Origin of the sequence: Pseudobythopirellula maris (genome assembly GCF_007859945.1) — a bacterium.
Lineage (GTDB): Bacteria > Planctomycetota > Planctomycetia > Pirellulales > Lacipirellulaceae > Pseudobythopirellula > Pseudobythopirellula maris.
Window position 1 is genome coordinate 1575104 of the sequence record NZ_SJPQ01000001.1, and the last position, 16973, is coordinate 1592076.

Sequence of the window (16973 nt, forward strand, 5' to 3'; positions counted from 1 at the left end):
TCCGGCAAATTGCAAATTTGCAATCGTGCGATCACTCGGCGCCGCTCGGCTGTGTGGGGTCGCTCTATTCCTTAGGCCCCACGAGACGCATCGGCCATGGAAACGATCTCCACCAAGTACGCCCGCTGCGACTTCACCGCCGAGCGCGACGACGCCGGCGTGCCGCACGTGCGCGCGGGCAACTGGCTCGAGGCGGTCTACGCTTTGGGCTACTTGCACGCGGTCGACCGGCCGACGCAAATGGCGTTCGCCCGCGCCGTGGCGATGGGCAAGGCGTCGGAGCAGATCGCCGACAAGCCGGCGCTGCTCGAGATGGACAGCTTCTTGCGCCGCTCGGGCATCCACCTGCGACTCGACGAGGAGATCGCCGCGCTCGAGCCACGCATCCGCGATCAGCTCGAGTGGTACTGCCGCGGCGTGAACGACGGCTTCGAGGGGGTCGGCCGCACGCTGCCGATGCTCGCCACCGGCTTCCGCCCCGAGCCGTGGGACCCCGCCTCGGTGCTCGCGATGGGCAACCTGCTCTCTTTCGCAGGCCTTGCCGTCGGCGAGCAAGAGGCCGAACGCGTTATGATGGAGCTCATCCAACTCGGCATCGAGGACGAGCGTCTCCGGGAGCTGTTCCGCCCCTACCTGGACGGTGTCGATCTCGAGCCGCTGCGCGAGATCCGCATGATGCGGCAGATGTCGGACGACGCGCTCGAGCTGCTGGCCGACCTGCCGCGACTGGCCGGCAGCAACGCCTGGGCCGTGGCCCCGTCGCGAAGCGCCACGGGCGGGGCGCTGCTGGCCTCCGACCCGCACCTCGAAGTGAACCGCCTGCCGGCCATTTGGTACGAGGCCGTGCTGCGTTGGCCCGCCGCTTCCTGCCAAGCCGAGAGCGGCGGCAAGCGGGCCGACGAGTTCGCCATGGGCGCCACGCTGCCGGGCTGCCCGCTGATGGCCGTGGGACGCACGCGGCGGCTGTCGTGGGGCGTCACGTACATGCACGCCAACACGAGCGACTTCTTCATCGAAGACTGCCGCCCGGCGCCCGCCGAAGCGAACTCGCCTAGCGGCTGGCAATGCCGCCGGGGCGATCAGTGGGAGAACCTCGGCCTGCGCGTCGAGCGGATTGTCCGCAAGGGCAAGGCGCCTCTCGAACTGCGTGTGCTTGAGAACGAGCAAGGCGCGCTCACGCGCGAGCCCGACGAGGCCGGCAAGTACCTGAGCGTCTGCTGGGTTGGATCGCGCCCCGGCGCGGGGCGCTCGATCGGCATTTGGCTCGACGTGCTCGCCGCGCCAAGCGTCGCCGCGGCCATGGAGGCGGTCAAGCCGACGCCCCACCCATCGCTCGTGTGGCTGCTGGCCGACAGCGAAGGGCACATCGGCAAACAGGCGTGCGGCTGGCTGCCGATGCGCGACCGCGCCTCAGGCCTCGTTCCTACGCCGGCGTGGGACGAGGCCAACCACTGGCGCGGCGTCGTCGACCCCGAGTTGCTGCCGAGTGAGTACGACCCGCCGATCGGTTTCGTCGCGAGCGCGAACGAAGAGCTCTACCGCACCGACGGCGAGCCATTGCACTCGCACGGGCTGCACGACTACCGCAAGCGGCGGATCGTCGAGCGTCTCACCGAGCTGCCGCGGGCCACGCTCGCCGACATGCAGGAACTGCAGTACGACGTCACGAGCGTCCACGCCCGCGAGCTGCGGCCCGTGCTGCTGAAGCACCTCGACAAAGACTCCCCGCTGCGGCAGCGGCTCGAGGCGTGGGACTGCCGCTACGACGTGAACAGCTTCGATGCCGCGCTGTTCCAAACGTTCTACCGCTGCGTGCTGCTCGAGTTCTTTGGCCACGAGCGCGGCATCGGCTGGCGGCGTATGCTGTATCTCGCCACGCGGATCGGCTACTCGGCGATGGTCCTCACGGCGATCGACCGCACGCTGCCGAAGGTCACCTCGGCCTGGTGGCGCGACCGCGACAAGGGCGAGCTGGTCCGCCGCGCCGCCGAGCGCGCCCTGGCCGAGGCCGACAAGCCTTGGTCCGAGGTGAACACGTTCCACTTCACAAACCGGTTTTTCGGCGGCATGAAGAGCGGGCGGCTGCTCGGCTTCAACACCCCGCTGGTGGCGATGCCCGGCTGCCACGCCACGCCCTTCCAGGGACACTTGAAGACCACGTCGACCCGCGAGTCAACCTTCGCGCCGAGCTACCACTTCGTGGCCGACATGGCGACCGCCGAGGCGTGGACCAATCTGCCGGGTGGGCCCTCAGAGAACCGTTTCTCGAAGTGGTATCTGACCGACATCCCACGCTGGCTGTCGGGCAGCTTCAAGCGGCTCGAATGAATGGTGTCGCGTTGGCGTCGCAAACCGTTCGATTCGTTCTTGGCCCGCCGTCCTGACAAGAAAGATGGGGCGGGAACGGCCGCCTGCCCCAACGACGGATGATCGGCAGATCAGCGCCGCCTGTCGGCCGTCCCTCGCCCCAAGCATTGTTGCGGCGACCGATACGGTCGATGCGGTGAGGAACCGAACTTGCGAAGCTCCTCTCAAACGCATTCTGTGTATCTACCAATGCTGTTCGGCGATCGTGGACGCAACTATTTAAAGAACCGCGTCTTAGAGCGGCCATTTCTCTTCTAGGCGACTGATTCTGCTGTCCGCCGTCGGGTATCCACAAGCAAAGCCGGCAACGTCTGCGACGAATGCGACAAACGGCCACGAACCACACATCCTTCGCAAGACATCCTGCAAGGGGGGCGTCTGGCGCCGCGAGAGCAAGGTGGAAGGTGAACTAATCTTTTTCCGAGCGTTCGGCCCTGGCTAGAGCGGTATTCGAATTGGTGTGGACGAGCGGGGAAGCGATTGGGGGCGTGGCGAGGAAGCCGAAGCAGGCAATGCGGTGCATTGTCGATGCAGGCTGACGAAGCCATGACGCCGATCGCGAGCCGAGCGTCTACACCTATGAGCAAACCGCTCTAAAGCAGATTCTCTTACCGCTCTGCGAAACGTCGGGCTTATCGAAAGTCTTGCGGGCCGAAGCCGTTGTGCGCTCGGTTGTTCCACTCGGTCTGACGCCGCGCGGCGTTTTGCTCGCCAACGCTCACTCCCGAGTAAGTTGTCGGTCCCTGACCGATCGGCTTGGCGAGAATCGAGTGGGGCTGTGCCGAAGGTTGCGTTTCGCTCGTTGGCATCCAAGCGGCTGGTAAACCGTCGACCGGCGCCGCCGGCGTCGCCGGCGTCGCTCGGCGCGGCGCGGTTGCCGGCGGCAAGTTTTCTACCGGCCCAGCTTCTACCGGCGCCGCTTCCATGACGATTGGCTTCTGCGTGAGAACCCGTAGCGGCGCCAAGGCTGGCCCCGTTGTCTGTCTTGAGAACGACCGCGGCGTACTTCCTTTCGGCTCGGCCGCTTGCCCCTTGCCGAACCGCGGGTTCGTGCGGATCGACGAATCAATCGGCTTGCGAGTCATCCAGCGGCGCTGGCGCCATTGGTAGGCGTCGGCCGTCGACTCCAAGGCGAGCGACAGGCAAAAAAGGGCGAGGCAAGCAATCAGGGCGGGGCGTTTCATGGAAAGAGCCTAGGAACGGGGTCAGGGAGGAGGAGGGCTAGTCGTGAGCCCACCGCGGGCGAGTTAACCGAGCGGGGGGACGAGCCGCCCACGCAACTATCCCTCATTACGCCCGCACGGCCCCGCTGTTACCAGCAAAGAGCAAAAAACAGCCGCTGCCAATCTGGCAGCCCGCCCGGACCATCCTAGGCCATGCCGCCCAAGCACGGCCATTCTGACAGAGGCCCCCCGGCCTGTCAGAGCCTTGCCCAACCGGGCGACCGGGCCGAATCGCGGCAAACAACGCTGTTTGTCGCTGCTGAGGGTGATTGGCGCGCCGCTTGCGTTTGGTAGCCGCCACGAGGCCCCCGGTCTGCCTGCTTGGCAGACGCCCGGAAGGCCTCGAACCAACGAACAACGCGGCGCCGTGCCCCCGCGGGGCGCGGCCGACCGACAGAAATCCCTTTCCACACGATTCCAGGAGAAAACCCGCCATGGCGACCGCCACGAAGAAGAAGTCCAAGAGCAAGGTCAAGCTCGAGCCGATGGGCGACAAGGTCGTTGTCGAGCGCGAAGTGTCGGCCGACGTCACGGCCGGCGGTATCGTCCTGCCCGATTCGGCCAAGGACAAGCCGAGCCGCGGCACGATCGTGGCCGTGGGCCCCGGCAAGCTTCTGGACGACGGCGGCCGTGGCGAGCTGCAAGTGAAGGTCGGCGACCGCGTCCTCTTCACCAGCTACGCCCCCGAGACCATCGAGATCGGCGACGAAGAGCTGCTGTTGATGGCCGAGAGCGACATCTTGGCCGTGATCGAGTGAGGGCTGTGAGGAGCTAGGAAACTAGAGGCTAGGGACAAGAAAAACAGCCGCGAAGCGGCTCCCCCCTAGCCCCTAAATCCTAATCCCTAAACCCCTTGGCGGCCCCCGCCGAGCCAAATCCAAACCACACGGCCAGCAACCGGCCGAAACCAATCCAACCCCACCCACAACGGAGCCACCCATGGCCAAGATGATCGCCTTTGATCAAGAGGCCCGCGACGCGATGCGTCGTGGCGTCCAGAAACTCGCCCGCGCTGTGAAAGTGACGCTCGGTCCCAAGGGCCGCAACGTCATCCTTCAGAAGTCCTTCGGCTCGCCCACCGTCACCAAGGACGGCGTGTCGGTCGCTAAGGAGATCGAGCTGGAGGACGCCTACGAGAACATGGGCGCCCAGATGGTGAAGGAAGTCGCCAGCAAGACCTCCGACGTCGCCGGCGACGGCACCACCACCGCCACCGTGCTCGCCGAAGCGATCTTCAACGAGGGCATCAAGGCCGTCGTGGCCGGCGTGAACCCGGTGCAGATGAAGCAGGGCATCGAGCAAGCGGTTGAGGAGATCACCGCCGAGCTCAAGAAGCTCTCGATCAAGGTCAAGAGCACCGAAGAGATGGCCCAGGTCGGCACCGTGGCCAGCAACGGCGACCGCGAGATCGGCGACATGCTCGCCAAGGCGATGGAGAAGGTCGGCAAGGACGGCGTCATCACGGTCGACGAGGGCAAGAGCCTCGCCACCGAGGTCGAGTGGGTCGAGGGCATGCAGTTCGACCGCGGCTACCTCTCGCCGTACTTCGTCACCGACCAGCAGTCGATGGAGTGCGTGCTCGAAGACTGCTACGTGCTGATCCACGAGAAGAAGATCTCCAACATCAAGGACCTCATCCCGGTCCTCGAGGCGGTGGTCAACTCCAGCAAGCCGCTCCTGATCGTCGCCGAAGACATCGACGGCGAGGCGCTCGCCACGCTCGTGATCAACAAGCTCCGCGGCACGTTCAACGTGGCCGCGGTGAAAGCCCCCGGCTTCGGCGATCGCCGCAAGGCGATGCTCGGCGACATCGCCACGCTGACCGGCGGCCAGGCCGTCTTTGAGGACCTCGGCGTCAAGCTCGACAGCCTCACGCTGGCCGACCTCGGCCGCGCCAAGAAGGTGATCATCGACAAGGACAACACGACGATCATCGAGGGCGCCGGCAAGAGCGGCGACATCAAGGGCCGGATCGATCAGATCCGCCGCGAGATCGACAACTCGTCGAGCGACTACGACCGCGAGAAGCTCGAAGAGCGTCTCGCCAAGCTGTCGGGCGGCGTGGCCAAGGTGAACGTTGGCGCCGCGACCGAGAGCGAGATGAAGGAGAAGAAGGCCCGCGTCGAAGACGCCCTGCACGCCACGCGTGCGGCCGTCGAAGAGGGCATCCTCCCGGGCGGCGGCGTCGCGCTGGTCCGCTGCTCGAGCAAGGTCAAGGCGAAGGACCTCAGCCACGACCAGGAGATCGGCTACAACATCGTGGTCCGCAGCTGCCGGGCGCCGCTCACGGCGATCGCCAGCAACGCCGGCAAAGACGGCGGCGTGGTCTGCGAGAAGGTCGCCGACTCGAAGGGCGCCGAGGGCTACAACGCCGCGACCGACGTCTACGAAGACCTCGTGAAGGCCGGCGTCATCGACCCGGTGAAGGTCACCCGCACGGCGCTTCAGAACGCCGCCAGCGTGGCGACCTTGTTGCTGACGTCTGACGCGCTGATCGCCGACGCTCCGAAGAAGGAGAAGGCGGGCCACGGCGCCCCGGGCATGGACGACATGTATTGATCAACTCTTAGGTGAAACCACCCAAGCCTGAAATGCTAATTAGCCCCCGGTCGTTGACCGGGGGCTAATTTTTTTGCGCGGTCCGCGTTTTTCGCTTGAACCCGACGCGCTCATTGCGCTGAATGCCACGATGCCCAACACGCTCGGCATCTTGGTGACGATGACCACCTACGGTTCGTGGCTCCGCGGCGACCGCCGCGGGTGGATCGACGACGGGCAACTCATGCCGCCGTGTCCGGCATTGGAGACCGCCGATCGCGTGCGAATGAAACACACGCAGTACAAGTTTCAGAAAGACGCGTTGATCGAGGTCGGCCGAATGATCGGCGAGTCGCTTGTTGCTCGTCAAGGGCAGCAGATCTTGGCGATGAGCGTCGACACTTGGCACGCCCATTTCATGATTAGCGCTACACGGCTCCCGATTGGCGACGTCGTGAAGTGCGCCAAGGACGCCGCCCGCTACGGCTTGCGGCCCGGTCGCCCGATCTGGACCGACGGCTATGACAAACGCTTCTGTTTCGACGAGCGTACTCTCGCCAACCGAATCCGTTACGTCGAACGGCACAACGAACGACACGGTTGGCCGGCGAAACCGTGGCCTTTCATTGTGGACTTCGACCCCATAAAGCCCCCCGTTAGTATTTAGCCCCCGGTCAATGACCGGGGGCTGAATCAGTAGGCTGCACGAAATGCATCAAGGACAATCAACCAGTTTCCGTCGCATTCCATGCACACTACCCACTGAAGCGGCTTCTCAAGAATTTGAGTCCCTCGGTGCTCCACAAGGCCCACAACACGAACAGTGGCTGAAAGAACAATCGGGCGAGGCGTTTGCCGTCGGTGTCGAGGCCGAAGGCGTCGATCTGGTTGACGTATTGCGACACATTGCCAGGAAAGACGAGCACGAAGAAGACCGCCGCCGCCAGGCCGCCGTAGGTCGCCGCCCGGCCGCGCAAGGCGACGAGCGCCGCGCCCAACGCCAGTTCGGCCACGCCCGATAGCAGGACCACTGTGTCCTCCTCCATCGGGACCCAGTCGGGAACCTGGGCCCGAAACTCCTGCCGCGCAAACGTCAAATGCCCCGTGCCGGCTGTGAGCAACAGCAATCCCAACAGCAGCTTCAAGACCCAACGGGGCCACGACAGCTCGGTCGAAGGCATGGAGTTTCTCTCACTGGGCTAGAGTCGTAGCGTGCATGAAATGCACCATGACCAAAATCAAACCGGGCTCGGGTGCATTCCATGCACCCTACTGGCTGGCCCCGCGTATTCCACCTCCACCAGTTCCCCCACCTGATCGCGGCTCCCCTCCACCTCCACCGGCGCGTAACGACAAGAAGTCCCCACAAACCGGCCCGGCTTGTCTTTGACTTCCGACTCCACGAGCACCTGGAGCTGTTTGCCCACGAGCGTTTGGTAGTAGGCTGTTTTCAGCTCGCTCTCTAAGCGGCCGAGCTCGTGGACGCGCTGCGTTTTGACCTCTTTGCTCAGCTGGCCCTCCATGTCCCACGCCGGCGTGCCGCGGCGGCGGCTGAAGGGGAAGGCGTGGATCTTGGAGAAGCCGGCCTGGCGGCAGGCGTCGAGGGTCTCGGCGAACTCGGCCTCGGTCTCGCCGGGGAAGCCAACGATCACGTCGGTCGTGATCGCCGGGTTGTCGAGCCGATCGCGGACCATGGCGCAGCGGTCGAGGTAACGCTGGCGGCCCCAGCGGCGACGCATGCGGCGCAGCACGCTCTCGGAGCCCGACTGCATCGAGATGTGCAGGTGCGGGCAGATCTTCTTGGGGTGGTCAGCCATCACGTCCAGCAGCTCGCGGGTGACCTCCGTCGCCTCGATGCTCGACAGACGCAACCTGAACTCGCCGGGGATCTCGGCAAGCCGGCGCACGAGGTGCGACAACCGGATCCACGACGCTTTGTCGGTCGGCCGCTCGCGGTTCCAGTCGACGCCGTAATGACCCAGGTGGATGCCGGTGAGCACGATCTCGCGGTAGCCGTTGCCCACGAGCCGGCGGACCTCGTCCTGGAGGTGCTCCACGGGGCGGCTCGTAAGGTGCGGGCGGATGTGGGGGATGATGCAAAAGCTGCAGCGCAAGATGCAGCCGTCTTGCACCTTGAGGTACGCCCGGCTGCGGCCCCCCAGGCCCGAAACGCCGGTCGGCACGTCGGTCACTCCGAAACGGCCCAACAGGTCGGGCAGCTCGCGTTTGTCGGTGAGCACCTCGGTGACCTGCGGCAGGGCGGCGACCTCGTCGGGCGCGCGAGTGGCGTAGCAGCCCATCACCACGATCTTGGCGCCGGGGTTCTTGCGCGCCATGCGGCGGATCACCTGCCGGCTCTTGGAGTCGCCCTCGGCCGTGACCGTGCAGGTGTTCACGACGCACAGGTCGGCCGGCTCGTCGCCCTCGGGCTCGGCGTAGCCGATCGTTGCGAGCCCCTCGCGCAGGTACTCGGTCTCGTATTGGTTGACTTTGCAACCGAGCGTGTGGGTGCGTAATTTCATAAGCCGCGTCGTATCCGTAGCTAGGGTCGAAGGCCTCTTGACGCCGCGTCCCAAGGCAGTGCCCCAAGACGGGAGGGCGACCGTTGCTGGTCGAGCCCAACCACCAAGTTCACCACCAAGTTCACCGTCACTGGGCCACCAGTGGGTCGGCGTGGCGCCCGCCAAACGGTTGGCTGGAAACGCAATCCTACCTGAGGCGATGCCTCAGAGTATGGGTAGCAGACCCTTCGGCGAAGAAATGCTTGCTAACTTCGCCCGACCGAAGGTAATCGATGCCGTGGTTCGCGATCCGCAACCTGACATGCACATTCAAGGGACGGCTTCGATCGTCGCCGACATCGACCCTTTGCAGCCTTTGGTCGATTCATCTTTGCCGTAAGCCTGGATCTGGTCGCGTTTGAGTTCGGCGTGCTCTTTGGTCGTCGTCAGAACGACCGCACGGCCGGCGGCGTCGACCGTTTCGGCGATTTTGAGGCACTGCGTGGCGTCGTGGCCGAACAGCTCACGGAGCATCCGCTCCACATACTCGTAAGTATGCTCCTCGCTGTCCCAGAGGATGACGTGGTAGCGGGGGACTTCGCGGCGTTTCGGGTCGGTCTTTTTGGGCTCGGGCGCCCGTTTGGGGCGGACGATGGTGGTGGCGCCGCCATCGGGGCCGTCGCCTTCTTCGAAAGGGTCGAGGTCGGTCATATCGATGCGTGGCTAATCCGTGGCGTGCTGATTGGGGAGAATTGGCTGCAAACCGGCCGATCGCCGGGGCGAGCAAGTTAGGGGAATCGGCCCGATCGTGGAATCGAAAGATTCGCCTGAGAACCACCAATCTGGCGGCTTTTTTGTGCTGGCGGGGCGGCTGGCGATCGGGTGAATCGCTGCCGGCTCGGCGGCGGCCCGTTCCGGCCCCCCGTGGTGGTGGAAGTCCTTACGGGGCAGTATATTGGGCCATTCCGCCCAGGCCAACGAGTCGGCGGCTTTCCTTCTAAGGAAACCCGCTGCATTCGCCAGCTCTCACCGCTCGACACTAGCAACCGACTGCAACCGCTATGAGTCAACTGGACTCTCACCTCGAAGAAAACGCCTCGCGACACGAAGAGCGGCTCATGGAGCTGCTCCGCATCGCGAGCGTCAGCGCCGATTCGGCCCACGCGGGCGACGTGCAGCGGGCGGCCGATTGGGTCGCCGCCCTCTTGTCTGAGGGGACCCAGCTCCAGGTCGAGACGATCCCCACGGCCGGTCACCCGCTGGTTTACGCCGAGTCGCCCGCCGTTGAGGGCAAGCCGGTTGTGCTGATTTACGGCCATTACGACGTGCAGCCGCCCGACCCCTTGGACGAGTGGCTCACGCCGCCGTTCGAGCCCACCGTGCGCAACGGCGCCGTCTACGCCCGCGGCGCCACCGACGACAAAGGGCAGATGCTCACCCACCTGCTGAGCACCCTGGCGGTGCTCGAGGTCGAGGGCGAGCTGCCGCTGCAGCTGAAGATCTTGATCGAGGGCGAGGAAGAGGTCGGCAGCGAGAACCTCGAGAAGTATGTCGCCGAGAACCAAGACAAGCTCGCCTGCGATTGTGTGGTGATCAGCGACAGCTCGCAGTTCGCCCCCGGCGTGCCGGCGGTGACTTACGGATTGCGCGGCATCGCCTACTACGAGGTCCGTCTGCAGGGCCCGAAGCAAGACCTGCACAGCGGCACGTTCGGCGGCGGGGTGACGAACCCGGCCAACACGCTCGCCAAGCTGCTGGCCGCTTTGGTCGACGGCGAGGGCCGCATTCAGGTCCCCGGCTTTTACGACGACGTTGCCGAGCTGACCGAGCGTGAGCGGGAGGAGTTTGCCGGCCTGCCGTTCGACGAGGCGAAGTTTAAGAAGCAGCTCGGCGTCGATGGGCTCACGGGCGAGGCGGGCTATTCGACGCTCGAGCGGCGTTGGGCGCGGCCGACCTGCGACATCAACGGCCTGTGGAGCGGCTACCAGGGCGAGGGCGCCAAGACGGTGTTGCCGGCCAAAGCGGGCGCCAAATTCAGCTTCCGCCTGGTGCCGGACCAAGACCCCGCGAAAGTGACCGCGGGCCTCCGCCAGCTGTTCGAGCCGCTGCTGCCGCCCGGAATCGAAATGGAATTGATCGATTTCCACGGGGCTCCGGGCGTGGTCTTCCCGCTCGAGAGCCCCGCGATGGAGGCGGCCGCCACGGCGATCGAGCACGGTTTCGGCAGCCGGCCGGTCTTTATCCGTGAGGGGGGCTCGATCCCGATCGTGAATCGGTTCGCCAAGGAACTGAATTGCGAGGTGCTCTTGCTAGGATGGGGCCTGGACGACGACAACACCCACAGCCCGAACGAGAAGTTCAACCTCGGCGATTTCCACCGCGGCATCCGCTCCAGCGCGGCCCTGTGGCAACAACTCTCTGAATGCGGGATCCGGAGTGCGGAATGCGGAGCGACCTGAGTCGCTCCACTTCCCAGCTCTGACCCCGCAATCCGCACTCCGCAATCCGCATCCATAACATGCTAGACAAGCGATTCGTACTCGAGAACGCCGAACTGGTTCAGTCCAACTGCGAGCGTCGCGGGGTGAAGGTCGACGTGCCCCGCTTCGTGGAGCTCGAGACCAAGCGGCGCGGCTTGCAACAGGAGATCGAAGACCTCTCGCGTCAAGCGAACGAGGTGAGCAAGTCGATCGGCAAAGCCAAGGACGAGGCCGAGCGTGAGCAGCGCAAGGAAGAGGGCCGCAGCCTGCGCGACGAGAAGGACGCCAAGGCGTCGGAGATCGAGCGCATCTCCGCCGAGGCCGACGCGCTGCACCGCCGCATGCCGAACCTCACCCACCCCGAGTCACCCGTTGGCGGCGAAGACTCCAGCCGCGAGTTGCGCAAGGGCGAGATCGAGGTCCGGCGGATGGGCTTCCCGGTCTCCGACCACGTGGAGCTGGCCGAGCAGCACGACCTGATCGACTTCGAGGCGGGAGCGCGGATCGCGGGCAACGGGTTCTACTTCCTAAAGAACGAAGCGGCGATGCTGGAGCTCGCGCTGCAGCAGTACGCCATGCAGACGCTCATCCGCGAGGGCTTCACCCCGATGACCACGCCCGACCTCGCCCGCGGCGAGATCCTGCAGGGCGTCGGCTTCATCCCGCGCGGTCCGGAGACCCAGATCTACAGCGTCGAGAACTTCGACCTGAACCTCGTGGCGACGGCCGAGATCACGCTCGGCGGCATGATGGCCGGCCAGGTCATCGACGAGGAAGACCTGCCGATCAAGCTCTGCGGCGTGAGCCACTGCTTCCGCACCGAGGCGGGCTCGGCCGGCCGGGCGTCGCGCGGCCTCTACCGGGTGCACCAGTTCACCAAGGTCGAGATGTTCGCCTTCACCACGCCCGACCAGAGCGAGGACACGCTCAACATGTTCCTCGACCTGGAGTGCGAGATCTTCAACGGGCTCGGGCTCCCGTTCCGGGTGCTCGACATCGCCACGGGCGACCTGGGCGGTCCGGCCTATCGCAAGTTCGACCTCGAGGCGTGGATGCCCGGTCGCGGCGAGCACGGCGAGTACGGCGAGGTGACGAGCACCAGCAACTGCACCGACTACCAGGCGCGGCGGCTCGACATCCGCTACAAGACCAAGGGCGAGAAGGGGACGAACTTCGTCCACACCCTCAACGGCACGGCGGTGGCCATCAGCCGGGCGCTGATCGCGATCCTCGAGAACTGCCAGCAAGCCGACGGATCGATCCTCGTTCCCGAGGCGCTCAGGCCGTGGATCGGCAAAGAGCGGATCGGCGTTCCCGAAGAGGCCGACGAACCGGTCGAGGCCTGAACGCGCTCCGCCGGTTAGGCCGAAGACGCCGACACGTTCCAGGCGGCGGCCGCATGGAGCAACTTCTCTTGCAGCACGGTGACCGCCGCTTCCACGGCCACAGCCGCTTGCGATTCGTCGCTATCGGTGACGGAATCGCACAGCCGCTCGACTTGTGCGGCGGGGGCCGTGAGCCCCGTGAAGCCGTAGCTCCCGCCCGCCCCTTTGATCTGGTGTGACAGGCGCTTGATCTCGGGGTAGTCCTGGTGGACCAGCAGCCGTTCGAGCTGCAGCGACTTGCTCTCGAAGGTCATGACGAAGCCGTCGACCAACTCACGCATGCCGGGGTCGGCCAAGATCGGGATTTCCGCGGGAAGGCTCATGGCTATAAGGTCGGGTCCGGGCTGGCGGATGAAGCGGGGGCGTTCATCTCATACGCGTTCTGACGCGCAGTTGGAATGAAGTATTCAACAGGCCTCGGGAGAGACATCTCGGAAAGCCTCTGGGGCGGTCGAGTTTGCGGCCGTACGAAAGTGGAATGCCATCCCCATGCGAGGTGTGCGGGTCGAAACGATCGTAGGGCTGGTGTCCATCCTGCCAGGGGGCTTCTCACCTGTTTCGGCTGTCTGCAATTCGGCAATCCCCTTTGACGTGGCGCTCTTTGGAACCAAGGTTTTCATGCTGATTCCGCTACTAACCGCTGGACATCGCGTCGCCCCATTCGGACGCGATACCACCACGCCGCCCACCGGATAACCTCGAGATGCTGCCGACAAACGGGAACGCGATCCTCCACGTTGACGACTCGCCTGACATGACGGCCCTCGTGGCCAAGTATCTTGGCGACGCGGGTTATCGTGTCGAGTCGCTCAACAACCCGCTCGATGCGATCGCCACGATCGAGCGCGGCCAGTTCCGCATCGTTCTGCTGGACATCGACATGCCGCAGAAATCGGGCATGCATCTCCTGTCGGAGATCAAGAGCCTCGACGCGGGGATCCAGGTGATCATGCTCACCAGCCTGGTGAGTGTGACAACGGTCCTCGAGTCGATGCAGGAGGGCGCCGAGGCGTGCTTCTTCAAGCCGCTCAGCGACCCCGAGCCGCTCTTAGAAGCGGTCGCCGATTCGAAGCGACGCTGCGATCGCTGGTGGCACGCGATGCGCGACCTGACACAGCGCCGCCGCGAAGAGTGCAGTGGAGCCGCGGGCGAAGAGATCGAAGCAATCGAGATCTCCTGAGGTTTGTCGCGTTCTCGCCGGCGGGCGAGTTCTTCTTCGGGTCGCCGTCTCCGGCGACCGCTGCGCGGGCCACAGCGCTGCGGCTGAGAACGGACGTGCGCTACGGTCCCCCTGAGGGCGCAACCGTAACGACCGGCGCCACCGGCCCGGGCGACCGAAACGAACGGGGAAACTGGGTTGTCTCGTGAAAGTGGGAAGCAAGGGTCGTCGATACAGAGTGTGGAAGAGAAATCGACCCTTCCGCTGCATGCGGTTCCGATGCCGGCCCCTTCACCAACCGGGGCGACGTCTTAACCGCTGGTGGATGCCCCTGTGTTTCCCCCCCTCCCGTTTCGTTTTCGTTAGGAGTCCCGTGATGAACCTTCGTTTCGCTTTGTCGGCGTTCTGTCTGGGCGCTGTTGCGCTGGGCGCGGCCGACGCCAACGCCTTCGGCTTTGGCATGTTCAAGGGTGGTTGCTGCGAGCCGAGCTGCTGCGTCGCTGAGCCCTCGTGTGGTTGCGCCGAGCCGTCGTGCTGCGCTCCCGAGCCGAGCTGCTGCGTCGCTGAGCCCTCGTGCGGCTGTGAGGCCGATTGCTGCGACCCCTGCTGCGCTCCCCGTCGTTGCGGCCTGCTGAGCGGCCTCAAGGGGCTGTTCCATCGCAACCGTTGCTGCGAGCCCGCTTGCTGCGAGCCGAGCTGCTGCGCCCCCGAGCCGTCTTGCTGCGCTCCGGAGCCAAGCTGCTGCGTCGCCGAGCCTTCGTGCGGTTGCGAGACCGACTGCTGCGACCCGTGCTGCGCCCCGCGTCGTTGCGGTCTGCTGAGCGGCCTCAAGGGGCTGTTCCACCGGAACCGCTGCTGCGAGCCCAGCTGCTGCGTCGCCGAGCCGTCGTGCGGCTGCGAGCCGAGCTGTGCCGCCCCCGCTTGCGGTTGCGGCTGCTGAGTTGAAAACCAAACGGCCGACGCCCTCAAGCACGGCCGTTGAAGACGCAAGCCGTCGCCCCTTGCTGAAGGGGCGGCGGCTTTTTTTTTGCGCGCCGCTCTAGGTGACCGAAGCCTTGCTCGACGGGGCTCCGCTCGACGGGGCGCCGCTAGGCTGAGCTTCGTTAGACGGCGCTTCGTTGGAAGAAGAATCTTGGCTTTCTTGCGTGCCCTCGGAGTGAGCGGCGACCACGCCGGGCTGGGCCTCGGCGGCCGCGTCGCTTGTTTCGGACTCCTCGTCCTCGTCGGCGTACTTCTCGAGGGTCGCGTCCATGCGTCGCTGGTGAGCTCGGTACAAGAAGAAGCCGCCCACCAGCAGGACCAGCAGAACAACCAGCGTGGCGGCCCGCTCGGCGTCGCCCACCAGCTCGGCGATCCGTTCGCCGTAGTAGTATGACAAACCGAAAACGGCGCTCACCACGATCGAGGCCGCCACCAAGTCCCAGAGCAGGAACCGCAGGTAGGGCACCTTGGCGGCCCCGGCGGCGTAGTAGACCGGGCCGCGCACGCCGATCAGGAACCGAGTGAGCACGACCACCTTAAAACCGTGCCGCTGCACGACGTGCTCGAGCTTCTCTTCCTTCTCGGCGTTGATAAACCGCGAAACGCTCGGGTGCTTAGTCAGCCACTCGTGTCCAAAGTGGCGCCCCAAGCCGTACATCACCGAGTCGCCCAGCAAGGCGCCCAGCAGGCACGAGCCGAACGCCAGGGTCGGGTTCAGCGTGCCGTTCGAGCTGAGCACACCGGCGAGCACGAGCGGCGCCTCTTCCGGCACGGGGATGCCGCACCCACAGAGCGCGAGGAACGCGACAATGCCGAGGTAACCGAGGTGACCAAACAGGGAGTCGAGCACAGCTGGCGGCGCCCTGTTTCCTAGGGGGCCGGTTCCGATCGAGGCGGGGGGGCGTGGCTGCGGGGCTCCGCCAGCCCCAAAGACGCCAATGCAGAAGTATACCTAGGGGCCACGGTTTCACCTACCGGGCGCCACATCCCGACGCCCGCACGTCCGAACCAGGTTGAGAACTGAACAAGGATTCATGCGTATAACAGCACGCAGGGAATGGTCGCTGCTCAATCTGGCTTTTCGGGGCGCCAGCGGTCTTCAGGCAGGTTGAACACGCTGAGTGCCGCCCCACCCGCCGTGTCGCTTGGCTCCACTAGCAGGGCGCCGTATTGCGGGTTCGCGTCGCAGAAAGAGGCTGTCGCCTCGGCGCCCATCACGTAGAAAGCGGTCGACAGGGCGTCGGCCTCAGCCGCCGTGGGCGCCAGCGCCGAGGCGCTCAGCAGCCCCTCGGCCGGCCATCCGGTGCGGGGGTCGATCAAGTGGCCGAAACGCCGCCCCTCGTGCTCGAAAAACTGTGTCGCCGAACCACTCGTGCTAAACGCCTCGCCAGCCAGCCCAACCTGCGCGAGCCGCTCGCCGGGACGCAGCGGGTTCGGCAAGGCGACCCACCAGCCGTGGGCCTGCGGGGCGTCTTTAGAAGGGTTGTGAGCGAGCAGCGTGCTGCGGCCGCCATGCATCAAGAAGTCGTCGACGCCGCGCTCGGCGAGGCCTTCCCCCACCCGGTCGAGCGCCCAGCCCTTGCCGATGCTGTTGAAGTTGATCTCCACGCCTTCGGCGCCGAAGTGAACGGTTCGTGCCTTGGGGTCGAGCGCAACCTGGTCCCACCCGACCGTCGCGAGCGCCTGGGCGATCTCGCCCCCGTCGGGCAGGCGTCCCTCGCGGCGGTGGAAACCCCACACTCGGGAGAGCGGCCCGCTCGTGGGGTCGAACGCCCCGCCGGTGATCTGGTAAAGCCGATCGCAGAGCTCCAACAGGCGGAACAGATCGTCGTCCACGACAACCGGCGCGGCGGCCGCCGCGCGGTTCATCTCGACCGTCGCCCCGTGGTCGCGGTAGACGGTCAGCCTGTCTTCGACTTGGTCGACAAGGTCGAGCGCTGCGATCGCGGGGCGGTCGAGGTCGCGCGAGCGGTCGTCGCGCACCCGCAGCTCGAAGTCACACGCCATCGCTCGCCGGTGGTAGATGCGCACCAACCCGGTCGGCGCGTCGGAGGGCGACGCCGCGGCCAGCGGCCGGGGGGACTCGGCGGGCAGAACGGCGTCGAGCGTGTTCTCCACAACGTCCGCGATCGCGCCGGCCGCCGCCTTGCCGCGCAGAAAATCACGTCGTGAGTGTACGCTCTTGGACATAGGCTCCATTCTAAACGAAGTGAGGCGAGAGGTCGGAGGCCCGAGGTCAGAAGAATTGATTTTCCTTAGCCGACTACCCACGGTCGTCGGAGACCAGCCGCAGCCGTATACTGCGTGCTACCTCATTCTGAGCCTTCCTCCTGAAGCCC

At 65.5% G+C, this 16973-nt stretch carries 15 protein-coding genes; 8 read left to right on the plus strand and 7 right to left on the minus strand.

Annotated elements, in window-relative coordinates; translation table 11 throughout:
- Nucleotides 1–96: 96 nt before the first annotated feature.
- Nucleotides 97–2328 (plus strand): penicillin acylase family protein, encoded by a 2232-nt coding sequence (locus Mal64_RS05845; protein WP_146397971.1) that lies wholly within the window; start codon nucleotides 97–99, stop codon nucleotides 2326–2328.
- 671 nt (nucleotides 2329–2999) lie between these two features.
- Here the strand turns inward: Mal64_RS05845 and Mal64_RS05850 are convergent.
- Complete coding sequence (locus tag Mal64_RS05850; RefSeq protein WP_146397973.1) at nucleotides 3000–3551, minus strand: hypothetical protein; 552 nt, start codon at nucleotides 3549–3551, stop codon at nucleotides 3000–3002.
- Nucleotides 3552–4024: 473 nt separating this feature from the next.
- Here Mal64_RS05850 and Mal64_RS05855 point away from each other — a divergent pair, with 473 nt between their 5' ends.
- The 3 genes from Mal64_RS05855 (at nucleotide 4025) to Mal64_RS05865 (ending at nucleotide 6795) form a co-directional block, all read left to right on the plus strand.
- Nucleotides 4025–4348: a co-chaperone GroES gene (locus Mal64_RS05855; RefSeq protein ID WP_146397975.1), complete on the plus strand. Its 324-nt coding sequence runs from the start codon at nucleotides 4025–4027 to the stop codon at nucleotides 4346–4348.
- A gap of 181 nt (nucleotides 4349–4529) precedes the next feature.
- Complete coding sequence (groL, locus tag Mal64_RS05860) at nucleotides 4530–6149, plus strand: chaperonin GroEL (RefSeq protein ID WP_146397977.1); 1620 nt, start codon at nucleotides 4530–4532, stop codon at nucleotides 6147–6149.
- A 130-nt stretch (nucleotides 6150–6279) separates the two neighbouring features.
- Nucleotides 6280–6795, plus strand: a complete 516-nt coding sequence (locus Mal64_RS05865; RefSeq protein WP_146397979.1) for a hypothetical protein — start codon at nucleotides 6280–6282, stop codon at nucleotides 6793–6795.
- 88 nt (nucleotides 6796–6883) lie between these two features.
- Here the strand turns inward: Mal64_RS05865 and Mal64_RS05870 are convergent, their stop codons facing one another.
- The 3 genes from Mal64_RS05870 to Mal64_RS05880 all read right to left on the minus strand — a co-directional run bounded on the left by Mal64_RS05870 (nucleotide 6884) and on the right by Mal64_RS05880 (nucleotide 9340).
- Nucleotides 6884–7309, minus strand: a complete 426-nt coding sequence (locus tag Mal64_RS05870; RefSeq protein WP_146397981.1) for a DoxX family protein — start codon at nucleotides 7307–7309, stop codon at nucleotides 6884–6886.
- 57 nt (nucleotides 7310–7366) lie between these two features.
- The gene (mtaB, locus tag Mal64_RS05875; RefSeq protein WP_146397983.1) at nucleotides 7367–8650 is read right to left on the minus strand and encodes a tRNA (N(6)-L-threonylcarbamoyladenosine(37)-C(2))-methylthiotransferase MtaB; all 1284 of its coding nucleotides are present in this window, start codon (nucleotides 8648–8650) and stop codon (nucleotides 7367–7369) included.
- A 309-nt stretch (nucleotides 8651–8959) separates the two neighbouring features.
- Nucleotides 8960–9340, minus strand: a complete 381-nt coding sequence (locus Mal64_RS05880) for an ATP-dependent Clp protease adaptor ClpS (protein WP_146397985.1) — start codon at nucleotides 9338–9340, stop codon at nucleotides 8960–8962.
- Between the two features lie 350 nt (nucleotides 9341–9690).
- Between Mal64_RS05880 and Mal64_RS05885 the strand changes: the two genes are divergently transcribed.
- Together Mal64_RS05885 and serS are read left to right on the plus strand one after the other, a co-directional pair.
- Complete coding sequence (locus tag Mal64_RS05885) at nucleotides 9691–11088, plus strand: dipeptidase (protein WP_146397987.1); 1398 nt, start codon at nucleotides 9691–9693, stop codon at nucleotides 11086–11088.
- A 59-nt stretch (nucleotides 11089–11147) separates the two neighbouring features.
- Nucleotides 11148–12455, plus strand: a complete 1308-nt coding sequence (gene serS, locus Mal64_RS05890; protein ID WP_146397989.1) for a serine--tRNA ligase — start codon at nucleotides 11148–11150, stop codon at nucleotides 12453–12455.
- 14 nt (nucleotides 12456–12469) lie between these two features.
- On the opposite strand, the gene Mal64_RS05895 is transcribed toward serS, so the two are convergent.
- The gene (locus Mal64_RS05895; protein WP_146397991.1) at nucleotides 12470–12817 is read right to left on the minus strand and encodes an Hpt domain-containing protein; all 348 of its coding nucleotides are present in this window, start codon (nucleotides 12815–12817) and stop codon (nucleotides 12470–12472) included.
- Between the two features lie 380 nt (nucleotides 12818–13197).
- Between Mal64_RS05895 and Mal64_RS05900 the strand changes: the two genes are divergently transcribed.
- Together Mal64_RS05900 and Mal64_RS05905 are read left to right on the plus strand one after the other, a co-directional pair.
- Nucleotides 13198–13674: a response regulator gene (locus tag Mal64_RS05900; protein WP_146397993.1), complete on the plus strand. Its 477-nt coding sequence runs from the start codon at nucleotides 13198–13200 to the stop codon at nucleotides 13672–13674.
- Between the two features lie 355 nt (nucleotides 13675–14029).
- Entirely contained in the window at nucleotides 14030–14593 is a 564-nt protein-coding gene (locus Mal64_RS05905; RefSeq protein WP_146397995.1) for a keratin-like protein, read from the plus strand.
- Between the two features lie 99 nt (nucleotides 14594–14692).
- On the opposite strand, the gene Mal64_RS05910 is transcribed toward Mal64_RS05905, so the two are convergent.
- Together Mal64_RS05910 and Mal64_RS05915 are read right to left on the minus strand one after the other, a co-directional pair.
- On the minus strand, nucleotides 14693–15484 hold the full coding sequence (locus tag Mal64_RS05910; RefSeq protein WP_197525485.1) for a DedA family protein: 792 nt from the start codon (nucleotides 15482–15484) through the stop codon (nucleotides 14693–14695).
- A gap of 218 nt (nucleotides 15485–15702) precedes the next feature.
- Nucleotides 15703–16824 (minus strand): FAD:protein FMN transferase, encoded by a 1122-nt coding sequence (locus tag Mal64_RS05915; protein ID WP_197525486.1) that lies wholly within the window; start codon nucleotides 16822–16824, stop codon nucleotides 15703–15705.
- Nucleotides 16825–16973 lie beyond the last annotated feature (149 nt).